The sequence below is a fragment of the Eggerthella sp. BIOML-A4 genome, from assembly GCF_009875575.1.
Lineage (GTDB): Bacteria > Actinomycetota > Coriobacteriia > Coriobacteriales > Eggerthellaceae > Eggerthella > Eggerthella lenta.
Window position 1 is genome coordinate 1 of the sequence record NZ_WWRX01000034.1, and the last position, 1,955, is coordinate 1,955.

A 1,955-nucleotide genomic window follows, 5' to 3' on the forward strand; every position below is an offset into this window, starting at 1 on the left:
CTGCAATAGCAAGAACCCACTTCTGCCATTCAGCCATTGGCAAGTTATCCCAAATGTTCTTCAGGACACGCTTAATGTTCTGTACGAATATTTCAACCGTTGACTTCAGATTGTTCATCAAGGTCTTGACATCTGCGTCAGCAGCACCAAAACCAGCCACAAGGTTCTGTCCAGCGGCAACCATGGCTTGGAATGATCCTGAAACAGTTTCACTTGCTTCCTTGGCAGTTGTTCCAGTAATTCCTAGCCTGTCCTGTGTGATCCCTATGGCTTCAATCAAGGTATGGAATGGAATATCTTTGACATTCTCAGCTGTTGCTTCAAATGTCCCATTTAATACACCAGACTCATTGACCAAACGTGCCATTTCTGACTGTGTACCACCGTAACCAAGTTTTAAGTTGTCCAGCATGGTGTAGTTGTCTTTGGCAAATCCTTGATAAGCGTTCTGAATATCGCCTATGGCGGTACCCATCTTGTTTGAGTTATCTGCCATTTGGACAATAGCCTTGTCACCATAAGCTGCAGCCTGTGCAGTATCACCGCCCAAGCCTTGCAAGAGCGTTGCAGAGAATGATGTTACCTGTTCCATGTATTTCACACCAGAAACACCAGCCCTTGTGTAGGCAGTTTCAGAGTTAGCAATCACTGTGGCTGCTGAGTCTTTGAACAAAGTTTCAACACCACCGACAGCTTGTTCAAGGTCCGCATAGGACTTGATGATGGCGGTAACCCCTGCCGCTACTGGTGCAGTAATTCCAGCAGTCAAGGCACTACCTACATCCATAAATGCGTCACCAATGGCACTGAGTGAAGTTGTTGTGCTTTTGAATTTCTCAACTGACTCCATAGCTTCACGCATTCCAGCAGTGAATTGGGATGTGCTGGCTGTCAATATGGCTTCTACTGTGTAAGATGACATTTTCAGTAACCTCCTTTCTCATAATTCTTCATACGTTTGGCAATGGCAATCAGATTGCTGTTGACCGGGGTAGCAAAGTTTTTCCCAAGGACATCATTTTTCCGCTTCTTCTCGTTATAGAAGTCGCTAAACTCCTTGAACACATACTCTTTACCGTTCTTCTCTCTTGCTTTCACAAGACGGTTCAGATAAGCTTGCAAATACAAGTCCTTTTCACGTTCTAACTCTTGGATTAAATGACCACGTTTCCTGAGCCTGTACTCATGCAAGGTCATTCTTCCAGCTTCAGCAAAATCTGTCACACCAAACAAGCCTAAAATGGTAGCCATCATGTCCTCATAGATTTCCTGTGAGTCATTGGCTACCGTTGTTTTTACTTGGCTTGTTTCTTCATTGCTTCCAGCATTTTTGTGACTTTTAGCTTGGTCATTGGTGCATTCTTTAAGGCAGATAAAAAATCATCAAAGACCTTCTCAAGATTGTCACCCTGCTCCTCAATCCATGTTTCAATGTCAGCAATGCTTGGGATTGATTTGAGCGTGTGTGTAGCTGACAAGATGATGTCTGCAATGACAACTGGGTTGAAGTCTTGTAAGTAGATAACAGCTGACTGAATACCCATACCGAATTTGACCCCATTTCCTGAAACTTCATAACGCTTGTCCATTTCTCGGATGAAGTCAATACCAAAGCTCAAGTCATACTTTTTGCCGTTAATTTCAATTTGTTTCATGTTTTTTACTCCTTAAAAAATAAAAGAGGGGAATTTCCCCTCTTAGTCTAAGATGTCAGTAGTGTTAGCGAATGCGTATTGAATAGCTGCTTCTTGGCCAGCTGTCAATGTTGCATTGCCTTCAACTGGTTTCCCGTTGATTGTCATTTCAGTTGAGATTGTTTCCAAGTCCTCAACATTTGCTGGAACTTCCCAGCTTGAAAGTTTGCCTTGCGCATAAAGTGCTGGATATTTTGAGTCAGACTTCTGACCAGCAAGGTCAATTTCCCAAACTTCCAAAACATAACCGTTGATAACTGA

At 43.0% G+C, this 1,955-nt stretch carries 3 protein-coding genes and 1 pseudogene; all 4 read right to left on the reverse strand.

Going from position 1 to position 1,955, the window contains the following annotated elements; all coding sequences use genetic code 11:
- Window positions 1–922, reverse strand: a pseudogene (locus GT613_RS15170) (phage tail protein); the annotation flags it as partial.
- Window positions 923–924: 2 nt separating this feature from the next.
- Window positions 925–1,254, reverse strand: coding sequence for a hypothetical protein (locus GT613_RS15175; RefSeq protein ID WP_161172726.1), 330 nt, complete (start codon window positions 1,252–1,254; stop codon window positions 925–927).
- Window positions 1,255–1,295: 41 nt separating this feature from the next.
- A complete protein-coding gene (locus tag GT613_RS15180) occupies window positions 1,296–1,655 on the reverse strand; it encodes a tail assembly chaperone (protein ID WP_129984634.1) in 360 nt (119 codons plus the stop codon).
- Window positions 1,656–1,697: 42 nt separating this feature from the next.
- On the reverse strand, window positions 1,698–1,955 hold a 258-nt coding region (locus GT613_RS15185), incomplete at its 5' end, for a phage major tail protein, TP901-1 family (RefSeq protein ID WP_161172727.1).